At 72.8% G+C, this 18721-nt stretch carries 16 protein-coding genes; 8 read left to right on the top strand and 8 right to left on the bottom strand.

From position 1 onward, the window contains the following. Positions 1 to 81: 81 nt before the first annotated feature. Together ABEB09_RS11265 and trhA are read right to left on the bottom strand one after the other, a co-directional pair. Entirely contained in the window at positions 82 to 660 is a 579-nt protein-coding gene (locus ABEB09_RS11265) for an acyl-CoA-like ligand-binding transcription factor (protein ID WP_345689675.1), read from the bottom strand. A gap of 17 nt (positions 661 to 677) precedes the next feature. After that, entirely contained in the window at positions 678 to 1394 is a 717-nt protein-coding gene (gene trhA / locus ABEB09_RS11260) for a PAQR family membrane homeostasis protein TrhA (RefSeq protein WP_380841516.1), read from the bottom strand. A gap of 194 nt (positions 1395 to 1588) precedes the next feature. Between trhA and ABEB09_RS11255 the strand changes: the two genes are divergently transcribed. Beyond that, the gene (locus ABEB09_RS11255; protein WP_345689673.1) at positions 1589 to 3412 is read left to right on the top strand and encodes a phosphoenolpyruvate carboxykinase (GTP); all 1824 of its coding nucleotides are present in this window, start codon (positions 1589 to 1591) and stop codon (positions 3410 to 3412) included. 192 nt (positions 3413 to 3604) lie between these two features. On the opposite strand, the gene ABEB09_RS11250 is transcribed toward ABEB09_RS11255, so the two are convergent. Next, entirely contained in the window at positions 3605 to 3997 is a 393-nt protein-coding gene (locus tag ABEB09_RS11250; protein WP_345689671.1) for an SCO4983 family protein, read from the bottom strand. A 94-nt stretch (positions 3998 to 4091) separates the two neighbouring features. Then, a complete protein-coding gene (locus tag ABEB09_RS11245; protein ID WP_345689669.1) occupies positions 4092 to 5303 on the bottom strand; it encodes a pyridoxal phosphate-dependent aminotransferase in 1212 nt (403 codons plus the stop codon). 225 nt (positions 5304 to 5528) lie between these two features. On the opposite strand from ABEB09_RS11245, the gene ABEB09_RS11240 reads away from it, so the two are divergent. Both ABEB09_RS11240 and mptB read left to right on the top strand, forming a co-directional pair. After that, on the top strand, positions 5529 to 6368 hold the full coding sequence (locus ABEB09_RS11240) for a S1 family peptidase (protein WP_345689667.1): 840 nt from the start codon (positions 5529 to 5531) through the stop codon (positions 6366 to 6368). Between the two features lie 85 nt (positions 6369 to 6453). Next, positions 6454 to 7926 (top strand): polyprenol phosphomannose-dependent alpha 1,6 mannosyltransferase MptB, encoded by a 1473-nt coding sequence (gene mptB, locus ABEB09_RS11235; RefSeq protein WP_345689665.1) that lies wholly within the window; start codon positions 6454 to 6456, stop codon positions 7924 to 7926. Between the two features lie 63 nt (positions 7927 to 7989). Here the strand turns inward: mptB and ABEB09_RS11230 are convergent, their stop codons facing one another. Then, complete coding sequence (locus ABEB09_RS11230; protein WP_345689663.1) at positions 7990 to 9591, bottom strand: N-acyl-D-amino-acid deacylase family protein; 1602 nt, start codon at positions 9589 to 9591, stop codon at positions 7990 to 7992. A 45-nt stretch (positions 9592 to 9636) separates the two neighbouring features. Continuing rightward, entirely contained in the window at positions 9637 to 10962 is a 1326-nt protein-coding gene (locus tag ABEB09_RS11225; RefSeq protein WP_345689661.1) for an alanine racemase, read from the bottom strand. A 121-nt stretch (positions 10963 to 11083) separates the two neighbouring features. Here ABEB09_RS11225 and ABEB09_RS11220 point away from each other — a divergent pair, with 121 nt between their 5' ends. Genes ABEB09_RS11220 through ABEB09_RS11210 form a run of 3 tightly spaced genes read left to right on the top strand, consistent with a single transcriptional unit; the run spans position 11084 to position 13325 of the window. Then, a complete protein-coding gene (locus tag ABEB09_RS11220; protein ID WP_345689659.1) occupies positions 11084 to 12124 on the top strand; it encodes a sugar kinase in 1041 nt (346 codons plus the stop codon). Continuing rightward, entirely contained in the window at positions 12121 to 12882 is a 762-nt protein-coding gene (locus tag ABEB09_RS11215; RefSeq protein WP_345689657.1) for an IclR family transcriptional regulator, read from the top strand. The genes ABEB09_RS11220 and ABEB09_RS11215 overlap by 4 nt, the downstream gene beginning before the upstream one ends. Next, entirely contained in the window at positions 12879 to 13325 is a 447-nt protein-coding gene (locus tag ABEB09_RS11210; RefSeq protein WP_345689655.1) for a RidA family protein, read from the top strand. The genes ABEB09_RS11215 and ABEB09_RS11210 overlap by 4 nt, the downstream gene beginning before the upstream one ends. A 6-nt stretch (positions 13326 to 13331) precedes the next feature. Here the strand turns inward: ABEB09_RS11210 and ABEB09_RS11205 are convergent, their stop codons facing one another. Together ABEB09_RS11205 and ABEB09_RS11200 are read right to left on the bottom strand one after the other, a co-directional pair. Further along, entirely contained in the window at positions 13332 to 15206 is a 1875-nt protein-coding gene (locus ABEB09_RS11205) for a serine/threonine-protein kinase (protein ID WP_345689653.1), read from the bottom strand. 154 nt (positions 15207 to 15360) lie between these two features. Then, complete coding sequence (locus ABEB09_RS11200) at positions 15361 to 16713, bottom strand: M14 family metallopeptidase (protein WP_345689651.1); 1353 nt, start codon at positions 16711 to 16713, stop codon at positions 15361 to 15363. A 189-nt stretch (positions 16714 to 16902) separates the two neighbouring features. Here ABEB09_RS11200 and ABEB09_RS11195 point away from each other — a divergent pair, with 189 nt between their 5' ends. Further along, on the top strand, positions 16903 to 18222 hold the full coding sequence (locus ABEB09_RS11195) for an Nramp family divalent metal transporter (RefSeq protein ID WP_345689649.1): 1320 nt from the start codon (positions 16903 to 16905) through the stop codon (positions 18220 to 18222). Positions 18223 to 18255: 33 nt separating this feature from the next. Next, positions 18256 to 18717, top strand: coding sequence for a hypothetical protein (locus tag ABEB09_RS11190; protein ID WP_345689647.1), 462 nt, complete (start codon positions 18256 to 18258; stop codon positions 18715 to 18717). Positions 18718 to 18721: the final 4 nt, after the last annotated feature.

The raw sequence follows: 18721 nt of genomic DNA, 5'->3' as shown, positions 1-18721 counted from the left end.
CGGCACCGGCGCGAGCCCACAACGACGAAACGGCCGCGCCGGCGCCGGTCCACAACGACGGAACGGCGCAGCAGCCCACAGCTACAGGCGGAAGCCCGACTTCAGCGTGGTGAAGGCTTCGTCGGTGAGGGTCAGGAGGTCCTCCTCCGCACCCGTCGTCGCCCAGTGCAGGAGGACCTCCCGCAGCGCGCCCGTCACCGCCGCCGTGCAGACGCGGACCGACAAGTCGTCCGGGGCGCGGCCGGCGCGTTCGGCGAGGACGCGGGCCAGCAGGTGCGACGTGCCCGACAGGGACTCGGACAGGCGGGCCCGCACCGCCGGCACCTCGGCCAGGAGCCGCGCCCGCTGGGCCGTCTCCGCGGGCTCGGCCTCCAGCTGCGCGCGTACCGCCCCGGTGATGACGACCCGTAGCGACTCCAGGGGCTCCTCACCGGGCGGCCGCGCCCGCAGCGCGGCCTCCATCAGCGGCTCGTACGCGTCGTCGAGGACGATGTCCTCCTTCGTCGCGAAGTACCGCAGCACGGTGCTCGGCGACACCTCCGCCGCCCGCGCGATCTGCTCGATCGTCGTCGTCTCGTACCCCTGCGCGCCGACGAGCCGGTGCGCGGCCCGCCGGATCGCCGCGCGGGTCTTGAGCTTCTTGCGTTCCCTCAGCCCCATGGGCGGCCGTCCGTGCCTCACGAGTGCTGGTAGGCCACCAGCGAGATGCCGACGTAGTGGACGACGAACGCGGCGAGCGTGAAGGAGTGGAACACCTCGTGGAAGCCGAACCACCGCGGTGACGGATTGGGCCGCTTGATGCCGTACACGACGCCGCCGGCGCTGTAGAGCACCCCGCCCACGATCACCAGGACGAGCACGGCGATCCCGCCGGTCCGCAGGAAGTCGGGCAGGAAGAAGACCGCCGCCCAGCCCATCGCGATGTAGCACGGGGTGTACAGCCAGCGCGGCGCGCCGACCCAGAACACCCGGAACGCGATGCCCGCAACCGCCGCGGCCCACACCGCCCACAGCAGCACCCGCCCGGTGGAGTCGGGGAGGAGGAGCAGCGTCAGCGGGGTATAGGTGCCCGCGATGATGAGGAAGATATTGGCGTGGTCGAGCCGGCGCAGCACGGCGGTGGTGCGCGGCCCCCAGTTCCCGCGGTGGTAGAGCGCGCTCACCCCGAACAGCAGGCACGCCGTGAGGACGTACACGCCGCAGGCGATCCGGCCGCGCGTGGAGTCGGCCAGCGCGGTGAGGACGAGCCCCGCTATCAGCACCGCCGGGAACATGCCCGCGTGCAGCCAGCCGCGCAGTCGCGGCTTCAGCGGGACGGAGACGGACGAGGCGGAGGCGGACGTCCGGGCGGCGGCGTCGTCGTCGGTCACTTCGGGCACGGCGGCGGCAGTCATGACGGAATGCTACCTACGCGTCCGTAGGTGCCGGGACGCAAGTGGCGATGCTCACGTGAGAGGCCCTCTGGACATATGCGCATTCGCGTCGGATGATCAAATGAGTGTGGTCGGCACCGGATGAGCGCACACGCCGCATCCGGGTCGCAGCCCCCACGGGGCAACAACCCGAAACCCCTCAACAAGGAGCAACCGTGGCGCGCGAAAACGCGGCTCCCAGCACCGCCCCGACCAACCACCAGGCCCTGATCGCCTGGGTCGACGAGATCGCAGCGATCACCCAGCCGGACAACGTGGTCTGGTGTGACGGCTCCGAGGCCGAGTACGACCGCCTGTGCGAAGAGCTGGTCGCCAAGGGCACCTTCAAGAAGCTGGACCCGATCAAGCGCCCGAACTCCTACTACGCCGCCTCCGACCCCACCGACGTGGCGCGCGTCGAGGACCGCACCTTCATCTGCTCCGAGAAGGAGGAGGACGCGGGCCCGACGAACCACTGGAAGGCCCCCGCCGAGATGCGGGAGATCTTCGCGGGTGAGGACGGGATCTTCCGCGGCTCCATGAAGGGCCGCACGATGTACGTCGTGCCCTTCTGCATGGGCCCCCTCGGCTCCCCGCTCTCCGCGATCGGCGTGGAGATCACCGACTCCGCGTACGTCGCGGTCTCGATGCGCACGATGACCCGCATGGGCCAGGCCGTCCTGGACGAGCTGGGCTCCGACGGCTTCTTCGTCAAGGCCGTCCACACCCTCGGCGCCCCGCTGGAGCCGGGCCAGGCCGACGTGCCGTGGCCGTGCAACAGCACCAAGTACATCTCCCACTTCCCGGAGAGCCGCGAGATCTGGTCGTACGGCTCCGGCTACGGCGGCAACGCCCTGCTCGGCAAGAAGTGCTACGCCCTGCGCATCGCGTCCGTCATGGCCCGCGACGAGGGCTGGCTCGCCGAGCACATGCTCATCCTGAAGCTCACCCCGCCGCAGGGCGAGTCCAGGTACGTGGCGGCCGCCTTCCCGTCCGCGTGCGGCAAGACCAACCTCGCGATGCTGGAGCCCACGATCTCCGGCTGGACCGTCGAGACGATCGGCGACGACATCGCGTGGATGCGGTTCGGCGAGGACGGCCGGCTGTACGCGATCAACCCGGAGGCGGGCTTCTTCGGTGTCGCGCCGGGCACCGGCGAGCACACCAACGCCAACGCCATGAAGACCCTGTGGGGCAACGCCGTCTTCACCAACGTGGCGCTCACCGACGACGGTGACGTCTGGTGGGAGGGCATGACGGAGAAGGCCCCGGACCACCTCACGGACTGGAAGGGCAACGACTGGACGCCGCAGTCCGAGACCCCGGCGGCCCACCCCAACGCCCGCTTCACCGTCCCGGCCTCGCAGTGCCCGATCATCGCGCCCGAGTGGGAGGACCCGAAGGGCGTGCCGATCTCGGCGATCCTCTTCGGCGGCCGCCGCGCCTCGGCCGTGCCGCTGGTTACCGAGTCGTTCGACTGGCAGCACGGTGTCTTCCTCGGTGCGAACGTCGCGTCCGAGAAGACCGCCGCCGCCGAGGGCAAGGTCGGCGAGCTGCGCCGCGACCCGTTCGCCATGCTGCCGTTCTGCGGCTACAACATGGGCGACTACATGGCCCACTGGATCAAGGTCGGCAGCACGGCGGACCAGTCCAAGCTGCCGAAGATCTACTACGTGAACTGGTTCCGCAAGAACGACGCGGGCCAGTTCGTCTGGCCGGGCTTCGGCGAGAACAGCCGCGTCCTGAAGTGGATCGTGGAGCGCCTGGAGGGCAAGGCGGAGGGCGTCGAGACCCCGATCGGCATCCTGCCGACCCGGGAGTCCCTGGACACCGACGGCTTGGAGATCGCCGACGAGGACCTGGACTTCCTGCTCAAGGTCGATACGGACGTGTGGCGCGAGGAGGCCGCCCTGGTCCCCGAGCACCTGAACACCTTCGGCGACCACACGCCGAAGGAGCTGTGGGACGAGTACCGCGCGCTGGTGGCCCGCCTGGGCTGACCACGCCGCCCCAGGAACCCGCGGTCGGTAGGTAGGACAACGCCCTGACCTGTGGAGTCATCCCGGCCGGCCGCGGCCGACGGCCCCCGGAACGACACCGTCGTCGTTCCGGGGGTCTTTGCGTGTGTGTGGGGGAGCGAAATGGGTGGCAACCCGGCCCGCGCACCTGACGTGGCGTGCGGACCGGGGCCGTCAGGGGGCGCCGACCAGGCGGTTCTCTCCGAGGGCCGCGGCGTGCGCGTCCATGCGCTCGGCGGCCAGGATGGCGGCGGCGGTGTCGGCGCGGGAGGCCGCGACGACCAGGGCGCGCCCGGCGAGCGCGTGGGCCCGGCGGTGGAGCGTGGACGCGTCGGCGCCGGTCAGCGCGGCGTGCCGGGCCGGCGGGGCGCCGCGCAGCCGGGCCACCTGCTGGGCGATGCGCTCGGCCGCCGGGCCGTCGCCGAGTTCGTCGGTGACGGCCAGCAGGGCCGAGAGGTGCCCGGCGAGCTGGATGTCCAGCTCCTCCTCGCGGGAGCGCTGGGGGATCCGGTCGCGGTCGTCGTCGGCCATCCGGTGGACCGACTTGGTGCGGATCGGTTCGTACATGGGGACGGCCTCCTGCTCTCGTACAGGAAGCCATCCTACATTGGATTCAGTCTAAAGTTGAGGGTCTCCCAGGAGTGGGTTCGGGAAATCCGCGTCAGTGCTGGCCGTAGCCGTCCAGGAAGGTGCCGATGCGGGTCACGGCGTCCGCCAGGTCCTTGGCGTTCGGCAGGGTGACGATGCGGAAGTGGTCCGGCTCGTGCCAGTTGAAGCCCGTGCCGTGCACCACCATGATCTTCTCCGCCCGCAGCAGGTCGAGGACCATCTGTCGGTCGTCCTTGATCTTGTAGACGTTCGGGTCGAGCCGCGGGAACAGGTAGAGCGCGCCCTTCGGCTTCACGCACGTCACGCCGGGGATCTGCACGAGCAGGTCGTACGCCACGTCCCGCTGTTCGAGCAGCCGGCCGCCCGGCGCGACCAGCGCCTCGATCGACTGGCGGCCCTGGAGGGCGGCGGCGATGGCGTGCTGGGCCGGCATGTTGGCGCACAGGCGCATGTTCGCGAGGATCGTCAGGCCCTCGATGTACGAGGAGGCGTGGGCCTTCGGGCCGCAGACCGCCAGCCAGCCGCTGCGGTAGCCCGCCACGCGGTAGTTCTTGGACATGCCGTTGAAGGTCAGGCACAGCAGGTCCGGGGCGATGGCGGCGGTGGGGGTGTGCGTGGTGCCGTCGTAGAGGATCTTGTCGTAGATCTCGTCGGAGCAGACGACCAGGTTGTGCCGGCGGGCGATCTCGGTGAGGCCGCGCAGCATCTCGTCGTCGTAGACGGCGCCGGTGGGGTTGTTCGGGTTGATGATCACGAGCGCCTTGGTCCGGTCGGTGACCTTGCGCTCGATGTCGGCCAGGTCCGGCATCCAGTCGGCCTGCTCGTCGCAGCGGTAGTGCACGGGCGTGCCGCCCGCGAGGGCCACGGAGGCCGTCCAGAGCGGGTAGTCCGGCGCGGGCACGAGGACCTCGTCGCCGTCGTCGAGGAGGGCCTGCATGGCCATCTGGATCAGCTCGGAGACGCCGTTGCCGAGGTAGATGTCCTCGACCGAGAGCGGGATGCCCTTGGTCTCGTAGTGGCTCATCACGGCGCGGCGGGCCGAGAGCAGCCCCTTGGCGTCGCCGTACCCGTGCGCGTCGCCGAGGTTGCGGAGCATGTCCTCCAGGATCGCGGGCGGGCACTCGAAGCCGAACGCGGCCGGGTTGCCGGTGTTCAGCTTGAGGATCCGGTGGCCCGCCGCCTCCAGTCGCATCGCCTCGTCGAGGACCGGGCCACGGATTTCGTAGCAGACGTTGGCGAGCTTCGTGGACTGGATGACCTGCATGTCGCGAGCTTACGGGCGGGACGCCGGAGACGCCTCGTGTTTTGTGCCACGTCGGTGGCCCCGAGGGGGTGGTGCGGAGGCGACGGATCCGGTGGCGGGCGCTGCGCCGGGTGGCGCAGCGCCCGCGGCACGGGGCCGTGGGGCGGCTGAAAATGTGCTCTTGTCGAGTACATGTCCACTGCGAAGAATGCGCATGACATTCCGTCGCAAGAGGGGACCCCCCACATGAGAAAGCCTCTCGCCGGTGCGCTGCTGACCCTTGCCCTCCTCGGCATGGGCGCCGCGCCCGCCGCCGCGGCCACCGTGGCCGAGGCGGCGGCGCCCGCGGTCAAGGCCGTCGACTTCGCCGGCACCGTCGCGCTCAGCAACTGCTCCGGCTCCGTCGTCCGGCTGCCCCAGTCCCAGCCCGACGACCCCGCGCTCGTCATGTCCAACGGCCACTGCGTGGAGGGCGGCATGCCCGGCCCCGGCGTGGTCGTCGTCAACCGCGCCTCCACCCGCACCTTCAGCCTCCTGAACGGCGCCGGCAGCAAGGTCGCCACCCTGCGGGCGTCGAAGCTGGCGTACGCGACGATGACGGACACCGACCTCTCGCTGTACCAGCTGACCAGCAGCTATCGGCAGATCCAGACCCGCTACGGCATCGCCGCCCTGGAGCTGGACACCGCGCGCCCCGCCCAGGGGACCGCCATCAAGGTCGTCTCCGGCTACTGGAAGCGGATCTACAGCTGCTCGATCGACGGGTTCGCCTACCGCCTCAAGGAAGCCGACTGGACCTTCACCGACTCCATCCGTTACACCTCCGCCTGCAACACCATCGGCGGCACCTCCGGCTCGCCGATCGTGAACGAGACGACCGGCAAGGTCGTCGGCGTCAACAACACCGGCAACGAGAGCGGCGGCCGCTGCACCCTGAACAACCCCTGCGAGGTCGACCAGAACGGCACCGTGACCGTCCGCCAGGGCATCAACTACGGCCAGCAGACCTACAAGGTCGCCGGCTGCGTCGCCGCCGGCAGCAGGATCGACCTCGGCCTCGCGGGCTGCGCCCTCCCCAAGCCGTGATCCCGCGGCGACGGCCGAAGCCGTAGGCACCGGATCCGGACACGGCCGGCGGCCGCACGGCGCCACCCCGGTAGGTTGGCTCGTCATGTGGTCCTTGAGGAGCGTCGCCGGATGCCGTCGGCTGGGCGCGGTCGGATCGGTCGCCGTCGCCATGGGCGGCTGGGCCGCCGGCACGCTGCCCGCCCGTGACCCGTGGGGGCTCTGGTTCCCCCGCGGGTCCGAGGCGGCCCGGCCGGGCGTCCTGCTCGCCCTGGCCGGGCTGACGCTCCTCGTCGTCGCCTGGTGGAAGTACGGACGGCTGGTCGCCGAAGGCGCCGCCGTCCGGGTCCGCGCCACGCTCGCCACGCTCGGCTGGTGGGCCGCGCCCCTGCTGCTCGCCCCGCCGCTGTACAGCGCGGACGTCTACAGCTACATCGCCCAGGGCGCCATGGTCGTCGAGGGCCACGACGTGTACCGCTTCGGCCCCTCCGTCCTCGACCCCGGCGGCATCGGCGGCGCCGCCGCCGCGAGCGTCGGCGGCCACTGGACCGACACCCCCGCCCCGTACGGCCCCGTCTTCCTCCTCGTCGCCGAAGCGGTCGCCTCGCTCAGCGCCGGACAGATCGTGCCCGCCGTGCTCGGCATGCGGCTCGTCGCCGTCGCCGCGCTCGCCCTCGTCGTCTGGTCCCTGCTGCGGCTCGCCCCGCACCGCGCCAGGACCGGCGCCCTGTGGCTCGGGGCGCTCAACCCGCTGCTGCTCATCCACGTCGTCGGCGGCATGCACAACGACGGGCTGATGGTCGGGCTGCTCCTGGCCGGCACGGCCCTCGCCCTGCGGCGCGGCCGCTGGATCGCCGGCAGCGCGCTCGTCGCCCTCGCCATGATGATCAAGTCGCCCGCCGCCCTCGCCCTGCTGTTCATCGGCGTCGTCGTCGGCCGTGACACGACGGGCCCGCTGATACGGCGTGCCGCCAAGGGCCTCCTCGGCCCCGGCGCCGTCGCCGCGGCCGTCGCCGTGGGCGCGACGCTCCTCGCCGGCACCGGCTTCGGCTGGCTGCGCACCCAGAGCGTCGCCGGGACGATCCACACGGCGCTCTCCCTCACCAGCGACCTCGGCCTCGCCCTCGGCGAGTCCATGCACTACCTGTCCGGCACCGAACCCGACCCCGTCAAGCGAGCCGTCCAGGCCATGGGCCTCACGCTGGCCCTCGCCCTCATCGCCTACCTGGCGTCCTGCGCGGCCCGGGGGATGCTGGACCCGCTGCACGCCCTGGGCCTCGCCCTGTTCGCGCTGGTCGCCCTCTCACCGATGGTGCAGCCCTGGTACCTGCTGTGGGCCACGCCCGTGCTCGCCGCCACCTCCTGGAACGGCCGCACCGGGCGCGCGGTGACCGTCCTGTCGGCCGCGCTCGTCTACGAGACGGCACCCGACGGCCGCACCCCCGCCTACTGCTTCGCCCTGGCCGCCGTGGCCTGCGTGATAGCGGCCCAGCTGCTGCTGCGCCGCGCCGACTTCGCCGCGGGGATCTGGCTGCCCTCCCCGCGCCGCGTGGAGGAACGGGAACCCTCCCGCGCGTGACGCTTCCCGTAGCTGGGGGCTCCGCCCCCAGACCCCCGGTGTCGCTCCTGACGGCGCTCGTCCTCAAACGCCGGACGGGCTGAAATCAGCCCCTCGGCGCACCGTCCGGCCCGCCAGGACGTCCGTGCGGCGCCCGTCGCGGATCACGAACCGGCCGTCGACCAGCACGTGCGGGATCCCCGACGGGAGGGTGCGCGGCGCCGCGAACGTCGCCCCGGCGGCCACCGTGTCCGGGTCGAACAGCACCAGGTCGGCGCGGTACCCCTCGCGGACCAGGCCCCGGTCCGGCAGCCGCAGCCGGGCCGCCGGGCGGGACGTCAGGTGGGCGACGGCCTCCTCCAGCGACAGCACGCCCAGCTCCCGCACGTACCGCCCCAGGTAGTGCGGGAACGTGCCGTACGCCCGGGGGTGCGGCTTGGCGCCCTGGAGGATGCCGTCGGAGCCGCCCGTGTGCACGCGGTGGCGCATGATCGCCCGGACGTTCTCCTCGTGGCCGACGTGCTGGAGGATCGTCGTGCCCAGCCGGTCGGCGAGCAGCAGCCGCCGGGCCGTCGCCCAGTCGGGCAGCCGCCTGCCGACGTGGTGCGCCAGCGCCGGGTCGCCCACCCCGGAGACCTCCACCGCCGACCAGTCGACGGGGACGCCGTGGCAGCCGTCCGAGCCGGTCACCTCCAGGTCGTGGCGGATCCGCTCGGCGCTCGCCCCGTCCCGCAGCCGGGCCAGCACCGCGTCCGGGCCGCCCTCGTGCGCCCAGCCCGGCAGCAGCGCGACCAGCGTCGTACAGCCCGGGGTGTACGGATACGTGTCGAGGGACAGGTCCACGCCCTCGTCGAGCGCCCGGTCCAGCAGCGCCAGCAGCTCCGGCGCCCGGCCCTCGTTCACCCCGAAGTTGAGCGTCGCGTGGGCCAGGTGCAGGGCGCAGCCCGCCTTCCGCGCCAGGTCCACCATCTCCGCGTACGCCTCCAGGGCGCCCGCCCCGTACGAGCGGTGGTGCGGGCAGTAGTAGCCGCCGTGGGCGGCCACGACCCGGCACAGCGCGGCCAGTTCGGAGCCGTCCGCGTACATGCCGGGCGTGTAGGTCAGGCCCGACGACATGCCGACGGCGCCCTGCTCCAGGCCCTCCGCCACGAGCCGCCGCATCAGGGCCAGCTCCGCGTCCGTCGCCGGCCGGTCCTCCCACCCCACCGCGTACGCCCGGACCGTGCCCTGCGGGAGGAGGTAGGCCGCGTTCACGGCGATGCCCTGCCCGTCGAAGCCCCGGTCGAGCCGGTCCAGGTACTCTCCGACGGTCCGCCAGTCGAGGTCCACGTCGGAGCCGTCGCCGTTCCAGCCGGCGATGGTGGTGCGGACCTCCTCCAGGGTGCGGTCGTCGACGGGCGCGTACGACAGGCCGTCCTGGCCGAGCACTTCGAGGGTGACGCCCTGCGCGGCCTTCGCCTCGTGCGCCGGGTCGCGCAGCAGGGCGAGGTCGCTGTGGGCGTGCATGTCGACGAACCCGGGGGAGAGGGCGAGCCCGTGCGCGTCCAGCACGCGCGTGCCGGACAGCCGGGGCTCGCCCTCCCGCCGGACGGCGGCGATCCGGCCCGCCGCGAGGCCCACGTCGGCCCGGTACGACGGCCCGCCGCCGCCGTCGACGACGCGGACGTCCCGTATCACCAGGTCCATGCGGTGCCGCCCTTCACGAGCCGGGGAGGTGACGGAAAGAGTGGGTCAGAAGAACGTGCGGATGTAGTCCACCGCCGTGCCGTCCGCGTCCACCAGCGGGATCAGCGGCCACTTGTCGAACACCGTGCACGGGTGCGCGAGGCCGAGCGCCACCCAGTCGCCCACCTCCACGTCCGTGGCGCCCGGTTCGGTCCGCAGCCAGATGTGCTGGTCCGACAGCGCCGTGACGGTGATCCCGGACGCGGGGCGGACCGTGCCGTCCACGGCCGACCGCACCAGCTGCGGCACGGGCGGCGCCAGGTCGTACGACGCGTCCCGCTTGCCCGCGTTCAGGAACGCCTCCCGCGGCGTCGGCCGGGACACCACCTGCGCCCACAGCCGGAACGCCGGCTCCAGCGCGCCTTCCTCCGGGACCCGGTTGAACGGCGTCAGCCGCTCGTAGTGGCCGTGGTCGTGGGACACGTACGCGCCGGAGCGCAGCAGTTTCAGGACGGGCGCCGACAGGGCCGGCACCTCCGCGAAGACCTCGGCGACCAGGTCGAACCACTCGCTGCCGCCCGCGCTCACGACGATCTCGTCCGCGTCCGCGAACCGGCCCGCCCCGTCCAGCTCGGCCGCGAGCCCCACGAGCCGCCGCAGCCAGGCCCGCACCGAGCCGGGGTCCGCCCCCGGTACCTGCGCCTCGTAGCCGGCGACCCCGACGAGCCGCAGCGATGCCGCCCGGGCCACGGCCTCGGCGACCCGCGCCGCCTCCGCATCCGTCCGCACACCGGTGCGCGCGCCCTCGCCCGCGGCCAGCTCCACGACGACGTCCACCGGGCGGGACGCGCCCGCGAGGGCCCGGTCCATCAGCTCGACGCCGCGCACCGAGTCGACGTAGCAGAGGAACCGGAACTCCGGGTCGGCGGCCAGTTCCCCGGCGATCCACTCCAGCGCGGCCGCGTCGACCAGCTCGTTCGCCAGGAACACCCGCGGCACGCCGAACGCCCGGCACACCCGGACCTGGTGCGGCACGGCGACCGTGATGCCCCAGGCGCCCCGGGCCAGTTGGCGGGCGAAGAGCTGCGGCGCCATCGTCGTCTTGCCGTGCGGCGCGAAGGCCAGGCCGTGGCGCTCGGAGTACGCCTCCAGCAGCGCGAGGTTGTGCTCCACGGCCTCCGCCGACAGCGTCAGGACGGGTGTCGTGAAGCCGTCCGTGAACACGTTGCGGCGCTGGTCGGCCAGCTCACCGACGGTCAGGCCGTCGGCGTGCGGGGGAAGTCCCTTGAAGCGGTGGTCGACGCGCTCGTCCTTCAGGCGGGCGGCCCGCCGGTCCGCCTCCGAGTCGGCTCGACGGCCGGCCTGGAGGCCGGGCTGCTGGTCGGTGGCCATGTGCGCCCCTCGTCCCCGTTGCGTGTTGTGCAACAGTCATTGCGTATGGTGCTTCGTGCTGTCTAACATCACGGCCGACACCCGGTCAACGGACCGGCCTCCAGCCGTGAGGAGCCCCAGTGTGACCCGAACGCCGGCCGTCGATGTCGTGTGCCTCGGCGAGTCCATGGTCACCTTCCTGCCCTCCCGCCCCGGCCGCCTCGCGGACGTGGAGTCCTTCACCCGCTCCATCGGCGGCGCCGAGTCCAACGTGGCCTGCGCCCTGGCCGCCGCCGGGCACACCGTCCGCTGGATCGGCCGGGTCGGCGCCGACCCGTTCGGCGACCACCTGCTGGCGGCGATCGGCGCGTACGGCGTCGACGTCTCCGCCGTCCGCCGCGACCCCGCGCGCCCCACCGGCGTCTACTTCCGCACGGCCCACGACCGGGCGAGCGGCGCCCACGAGGTGGCCTACTACCGGGCCGGGTCCGCCGCCTCCGCCATGGCCGCGCACAACACGGACCCGGACGCCGTCCGTACGGGGCGCGTGCTGCACCTGTCCGGCATCACCGCCGCCCTCTCCGACGACTGCCTGGCCCTGCTCCGCGACCTCACCGCGCGCCACCCCGGCCGCCCGCTCGTCTCCTTCGACGTGAACCACCGGCCGGCCCTGTGGCGCGGCCCCGCCGGGCCCGCGCTGCTGGAGCTGGCCCGCGGCGCCGACGTCGTGTTCGTCGGTGCCGACGAGGCCCGTGCCGCCTGGGGCCTGCGCGACGCGAGCGACATCCGCGCGGCGCTGCCGGAGCCGGACGTCCTGGTCGTCAAGCAGGGCAGCCGCGGGGCGACCGCCTTCGACCGGAACGCCCCGGGGGCGCGGGAGTTCGTCCCCGCCCCCCGCGTCGACGTCGTCGCCGCGGTCGGAGCGGGCGACGCCTTCGCCGCCGGGTTCCTCTCCGCCACCCTGCGCGGCCTGCCCGTACGGGACCGGCTGCGGCACGGCCACCTCATGGCCGCCGCCGCCCTGACCGCCCCCGGCGACCTCGGCCCCGTGCCGGCCCGCGCACACGCCGACCGCCTGGCCGCACTGGACGGCCACACGTGGGGGAGACTGCACCTCGGCCCCGGCTGGACCGAACCACGGTCCGCGGCCGCGTCGGCCGGCGAGGAGGTACGCACCCCATGAGCCAGACCGTCGACCGCGCCCTGAGCATCCTGCCGCTGCTCGCCCAGGGCCCCGCCGACCTCGGCCAGGTCGCCGACCGGCTCGGCGTCCACAAGTCCACCGCCCTGCGCCTGCTGCGCACCCTGCACGAGCACGGCCTCGTCTACCGCCAGCAGGACCAGCGCTACCGCCTCGGCGCCCGGCTCATCGCGCTCGCCCAGGAGGCCGTCGAGAACCTCGACGTCCGCGAGATCGCCCACCCCCACCTCGTCCGGCTGGGCGAGGAGACCGGGCACACCGTGCACCTCGCCGTGTACGAGGACGGCGAGGTGCTGTACATCGACAAGGTCGAGAGCCGCTACCCGGTCCGCATGTACTCGCGGATCGGCAAGCCCGTCGCCATCACGGTCGCCGCCGTCGCCAAGCTGCTCCTCGCCGACCTGCCCGAGGACGAGCGGCGCACCCTCGCCGCGAAGCTCGACTACCCCCCGTACACGCCCCGTTCGACCCCGAACGCCGCCGCGTTCCTGGAGGAGCTGGCGACCGTCCGCGAACAGGGCTGGGCCACCGACCTCGGCGGCCACGAGGAGTCCATCAACTGCGTCGCCGCGCCCGTACGCGGCGCCGACGGCCGGGTCGTCGCCGCCATGTCGGTGTCCGCCCCGAACGTCGTCGTCACGGCCGAGGAACTCCTCGCCCTCCTCCCGCTGGTCCGCCGCACCGCGGACGCCATCAGCCGCGACTACTCCGGCCACACCCCCACCAAGGAGCAGCGATGACCGAGAACACCGAGAACACCGCGAAGACCGAGAACGCCGCGCAGCACGAGAAGACCGCGATCAACCCGTCCACCCACGCCACCCCGCCCGCCCGCTTCTCGCACGGCGTCCGCAAGGGCGGCATCCTCCAGGTCGCCGGCCAGGTCGGCTTCCTGCCGGCCGTCGGGGGCGGGGCCCCGGCCGTGGCCGGCCCGACCCTGCGCGAGCAGACCCTGCAGACCCTCGCCAACGTCGAGGCGGTCCTCACGGCGGGCGGCGCCACCTGGGACGACGTGCTGATGCTCCGCGTCTACCTCACCGACGTGGACCACTTCGCCGAGATGAACGAGATCTACGACGACCACTTCAAGGACCTGGCCGTGCCGCCCGCCCGCACCACCGTCTACGTGGGCCTGCCGCCCGGCCTGCTCATTGAGATCGACGCCCTCGCCGTCCTCGGCTGAGGCCGCTCACGCCACCTTGGCGCAGACGACGCTCTTGCCGTCGTTGACCTCCCACCACCAGAACCGGCTGTTGTCGTTCACACAGTTCACCCGGCGGTCGGACGGCATGCGGTAGTAGCCGGTGATCTGCATGATGTGCGTCTGGCCGCGGGGCACCTTGTCGCCGTCGCAGTTCCACACCACCATCAGGTCGGCGGTGGCCCGGTAGTTCTGGTCCATCTTGGCGGTGAAGCACTGCCCGGCCCGGAACTGCCGGGTCAGGCACAGCACGGTGTCGATGTCGTCGGCGCCGAAGTTCAGCCACTGGCTGCGCCCCTGCCCGCGCCTGCAGTCGGTGTCCGTGTCGGTGGACGTCCGCGTCACGTACACGTAGGCGCTCGCCGAGTCGCAGCTCACGCGCACCGGGACGCTCCGGCTCCACTCGCCGTACCCGTCGGCGTACACGTCGAGGCACTCGCCGGCGCGTACGGCCCGGAAGGCCAGGTCCTCCGGTTCGGGCGTGGGCCGCGAGGGGGTGTACGAGGAGGTGGGCCGCGTGTAGCTGGGGCCGCTGCTCGACGACGAGGACGAACCGGAGCCGTCGTCGCAGGAGTCGGCCAGGAACAGGAGCCCGAGGACGGCCGCGAAGAAGAGGAACCAGCTGCCGGCGGACGACCCCTTCTTCGGCGCCGCGGGCGGGGCGGGCGGCGGCGTCGCCCGTGCCGAGGACGCGGACCGCGCCCGTGCGTCGGCCTCCGCCCGCGCCCGGGCCGCCGCCTCGGCCCGCGCCTGTGCCTGGGCCTGTGCCTGCGCCTGGGCGCGGGCCCGGGCGCGCGCCTCGGCGTCCGCGCGGGCGCGCTCGCGCTCGGCCTGCTGCCGGGCCCGCCGCTCCTGCTCCTGGGTGTCGAGCCGGGTCGGCCCCGGCGGCGGTACGGGGGCGGTGCGCTGGTCCGCCGTCGCCGCGCCCGGGCCCATCGGGGCCAGCGTCTGCCACTCCTGGCCCTGGCGCTCGTACGCGAGGATCAGCTCCGTCCAGCGCGGCGGGAGCCAGCGGCTGCCGCTGTGCGAGGTGGGCAGCCGGTCGCGCTCCTCCATGAACCGCGCCAGCATGTCGGCCGGGCGCGGCCGCCGCGCCGGGTCCACGGCGAGGCACGGGTGGATCAGCGGGACGAGTTCCTTCGGCAGCCCCGTCAGGTCGAGGTCGCCGCGCGAGACCCGGGCCAGCAGCCGCAGGGTGTCCTCGCCCTCCGGGTACGGGGGCCGCTCCACCGCCAGGTGGAACAGGGTGGCGCCCAGCGAGTACACGTCGGACGCCGCCGTGGACGGCTCACCGCGCGCCTGCTCGGGGGAGGTGAAGGAGATCGTGCCGAGCGTGAGGGAGGTCCGGGTGAGGTCGGTGGCGTGCGAGATGCCGAAGTCGATCAGCCGGGGCCCGTCCAGCGGCAGCAGGATGTTCTGCGGCTTCACGTCCCGGTGGACGATGCCCTCGCGGTGCAGGGCCTCCAGTGCCTGGGCGGTGCCGGCCGCGACCCAGCGGATCGCCGAAGCGGGCAGCCGGCCGGCCGTGCCCACCAGTTCGGCCAGGGAGGGCGCCGGGATGTACTCGATGGCCATCCACGGCGTCGTCGCTTCCGGGTCGGCGTCCACGACTCTCGCCGTGAACCGGTTGTCGATCCGCCGGGCGAGCGCCACCTCACGGGCGAACCGCCGCCGGTCCGGCTCGCTGACGACGCCCTCGGCGAGGAGGGTCTTCACGGCCACCAGCCGCTGTCCCACGCGGTGCCGCGCCAGATAGATGCGGCCCATTCCGCCGGCCGCGAGCCGCCCGACCAGCCGGTACTGACCCAGCTCCGCCGGGTCGTCGCCGCTCAGCGGCAGAAGTCGTTTTCCCGCCCCCGTCATGCCGCCCCCTCATCCCCCGGCGTACGAGCAGCAGGTTACCCATCAAGCCGTCACAGCACAGCCACAGTCGCGGCACGGCTGCACACCGGAAGCGGCCGTGCCGCCGGGTGCGGCGCCCGGCGAACGGGCACCGCACCCGGGGAGTGACGATTCGTCAGGCCGCGCAGTACTGCGACTCCTTGCCGATGGACCGGTACATGCAGTCCGCGTTCTCGACCAGCTGGAGCACCGCGTCGCGGTTGCGGCTGGTCTCGCGCTCGATCACCTCGTCGGGCGGGTAGAAGCCGCCGCCGGAGGAGCTGCGCGGGTACATCTCGAACGTGTAGCCGAAGATCTTCTGGGCGCCCCACAGCCAGTCGTCGATGGAGCCGTCCGTTATGTAGAGGTCGCTCGACTGCTCGGGCGTGTACCCGTTGCTGGCCGCCATCTTCCGGCCGACGGCCGCGAAGGCGTCGCGGTCGTCCTGGGTCATGCCGGTGGCCGTGTCGGAGTACGTCCAGCCGTACGGCCACAGCACCAGCTCGCTGTAGGTGTGGAAGTCGATCGCCGCCCTGATCTGCTGCTTGCCGCCCACGATCCGGGAGCGCACGAAGTTGGCGACGACCTTCACCTCGGGCGCGGACTCGGGCGCCGTGCCCCGGTAGGTGTCGGAGCCGTACGAGCCGGAGGAGCCGCCGCAGCAGCCCCACTTGTAGTCCCAGTTGCGGTTCATGTCCGTGCCGACGTACGAGGAGCCGGCGTTGGGCTGCCGGTTCTTGCGCCAGCTGCGGTACGAGCCGGTGGCGATGTCGTACTCGCCGCCGTCCGGGTTGAGGTCCGGCACGATCCAGAGCTCGCGGCCGTTGACGGCGTTGGTGATCCGGGAGTCGGAGCCGTAGCCCGCGCCGAACTCGCGCAGCAGGTAGAGCGCCATCTCGACGGTGAGGTGCTCACGGGCGTGCTGGTGGTGCGTGAACAGCACCTCGGGCTCGTTCTCGTCCGTGGCCACGTTGTCGCTGATCTTGATGGCGACGATGTCGCGGCCCTGGTAGGACTTGCCGATGACGCGCTTGCTCATGATGTTCGGGTACTGCCGGAGGCGCTGGTCGATCTCCGCCGTCATCTCCGCGTAGTTGTGGTAGCGGGAGTCGGCGGACGGGAAGTCCATGGGCGAGACCGCCGCGCCGGCGTTGCGGGCCGGGGGCCCGGGCAGGGCCTCCAGCTTGTGGCCGAGGGCGCGCAGCCGCTTCGCCTGTTCGGCGTTGGCGCTGACGACGACGGCGTGGCCGTCCACCTCGTCGATGGACACGCCGGTGGCGGCGAGGGCGGAGCGCTCGGCGGGCGTGGACGGCCCGTGGATCTCGTACTGCCGGATGACCTCCTCCGTCGCGGCGGCCGGGGCGGTGCCGCCCGTCGGGGTGCCGGGGGTGGTGGCGGTGGCCGTGAGTGGTACGGCGAGGGCGAGCGCGAGCAGGGCCGTGAGGGTGGCGGACCGCCTGCCGCGTAAGCCGCGGATGCGAAGTCGCATGCGTGTCTCCTGGGTGGGGGGTACGGGGTGGTCCCCGTGCGACGCAGGATGCGGGTATGGCATGACCGCGTCAAGAGCGCGCTTCGGTCAACAGCCGTCAGGCATACCCCCTTGCGCGATCACCCCACACCCGCTTACGTGTCGGGATCACGCAAGCGGAGCAGGCACGAGGGGAAGGCGGCAGACGGTATGGCGGACACCGCGGACACCACCCGCAGCGGCGGCGGAGAGGCGACACCCGTCCTGCGCAAGGCCGGCTGGCGGCACATCGGCCCCGGCATCGTCGTCGCCGCGACCGGCGTCGGCGCCGGCGATCTCGTCGCCACGCTCATCGCCGGCAGCAAGTTCGGCTACACCCTGCTGTGGGCCGCCGTCATCGGCTGCCTCGTCAAGATCTCCCTCGCGGAGGCCGCCGGGCGCTGGCACCTGGCCACCGGCCGCACCCTCTTCGACGGCTGGCGCAGCCTCGGCCGGTGGACGACGGTCTACTTCGCCGGGTACGTCATCGTCTGGGGCTTCGTCTACGGCGCCGCCGCCATGTCCTCCAGCGCCCTGCCGCTCGCCGCGCTCTTCCCGGACACGCTGGGCGTGAAGTGGTGGGCGATCATCTGCGGCCTCGTGGGGCTGGTCTTCGTCTGGTTCAACCGGTACGCCGTGTTCGAGAAGGTCATGACCTTCCTGGTCGGTCTGATGTTCCTGGTCACCGTCTACCTCGCCGTACGGGTCACCCCGAACCTGGGCGACGCCCTGGCCGGGCTCGTCCCCGTCCTGCCGGACGGCTCGCTGCTCTACACGCTGGGCCTCGTCGGCGGCGTCGGCGGCACCATCACCCTCGCGGCGTACGGCTACTGGGTGAACGCCAAGGGCTGGCGCGACGCCGGCTGGATGAAGGTGATGCGCATGGACAACCGCGTCGCCTACCTCACCACCGGTGTCTTCGTCGTGGCGATGCTCTTCGTCGGCGCCGAGCTGCTGCACTCCTCCGGCGTCGCCCTCGCCAAGGGCGACAAGGGCCTGATCGACCTCGGCGGGGTGCTGGAGGACCGGTACGGGGCGGCCACCGCCCAGCTGTTCCTCGTCGGCTTCTTCGCGACGTCCTTCACCTCCCTCATCGGCGTCTGGCACGGCGTGAGCCTGATGTTCGCCGACTTCGTCGGCCGCCTCCGCGAGCGCGGCGAGGAGGGCGAGGGCGGCGGGGCGGCCGCCGGCCGCGCCGAGGGCGTGCCCGCCGCCGAGAAGTCGCTGCCGTTCCGCGCGTACCTGCTGTGGCTGACCTTCCCGCCGATGGCGCTGCTCTTCCTGGACCAGCCCTTCGGCCTGGTCATCGTCTACGGCGTGATCGGCGCGTTCTTCATGCCGTTCCTCGCCCTCACCCTGCTGTGGCTGCTCAACTCCTCGCGCACGCCGGGCGAGTGGCGCAACGGCTGGCTCAGCAACGGCATGCTGGGCGCGGCGGGCCTGCTGTTCGTCGTCCTGTGCGTCCAGCAGGTGCGCGAACTGCCCTGGTGAGGACCGGGCCGGGGGCCCGGCGATACTGGCCGTATGACCACACCGCCACCGCCGGGCTTCGGCCCGTCCATACCCCCGGCCCAGCCCGCTCCCTACGCGCCGACCGGGCCGTACGCACAGCCCGCACCGCCCGCGCCCTACGGGGCGCCCGCACCGCCGGCGCCGTACGGGGCGCCGGCGCCTTACGGCGCGCCCGCCGCCGGCCCGGAGTTCATCGCGCACGACAAGCTGAACTCCGTGGTCGTCGACGCCGACGGCGTGGCCCTGGAGGCCAACGGGCACCCGATGGAGTTCCCCTGGGCGTCCGTCGCCACCGTGCACTTCGCGCCCGCCTCGTACGGCCCCGTCCTGATGGTGGCGGTCCGGCACCACCCGAGCGGGATGCTGTACGAGTGCCGGGTGCACGCGAAGAAGCCGCAGAAGCTCAACCAGTGGCTGGCGGAGATCGCCCCGGTCGTCCACCACTACCTGGCCGGCCGCCCGCCGGCGTACTGAGACA

This window comes from Streptomyces coeruleoprunus, from assembly GCF_039542925.1.
Classification (GTDB): domain Bacteria; phylum Actinomycetota; class Actinomycetes; order Streptomycetales; family Streptomycetaceae; genus Streptomyces; species Streptomyces coeruleoprunus.
The sequence above is the reverse complement of the archived record's forward strand: the minus strand, read 5'-3'. Positions and strand labels throughout refer to the sequence as shown.